Raw genomic sequence first — 515 nt, forward strand, 5'->3', positions numbered from 1 at the left:
GGGCCACTTTGCGCTCGTCGTACGGCGTTCCGGGGGTCAGCACCGCCCCCTTGCGGCCGGCGTGCAGCAGGCGCCCGCCGAAGAACTGCAGCGCCCGCTCCCCGCCGGCGTCGATCCGCCGCATGTACGGCTGCACCATGGCCGTGAGGCCCTCGGCGTGCATCCGGGCGAGCTGCCGTACGGCGGTGTCGTGCTCGCCGGGCGTGTACCGGGCGGCGAACCGGGCCCCGGCACCGGAGGCCGGTTTGATCACGTACTCGTGGTCACCGGGCAGCTCGACCGGATCCCCGGGCGCCAGATACCGCGTCGGCACGACCGGCACACCGGCCGCCCCGAGCTGCCCGAGGTACCGCTTGTCGACGTTCCACCGCACGACGTCGGCGGGATTGACCAGCCGCGTCTCCTTCGCGCACCGCTCGGCCCACGCCGTGAACTCCGCCACCCGCCAGCTGTAGTCCCAGGTCGACCGGATCACGGCGAGATCGAACCCGCCCCAGTCGGCCCGGGGGTCGTCC

Annotated in this window: 1 pseudogene; it reads right to left on the minus strand. The window is 73.8% G+C overall.

What is annotated here, in order from left to right:
• Positions 1-515: pseudogene (locus C1I97_RS38670) on the minus strand (hypothetical protein); the annotation flags it as partial.

It is taken from the genome of Streptomyces sp. NTH33, assembly GCF_003236365.1.
Lineage (GTDB): Bacteria > Actinomycetota > Actinomycetes > Streptomycetales > Streptomycetaceae > Streptomyces.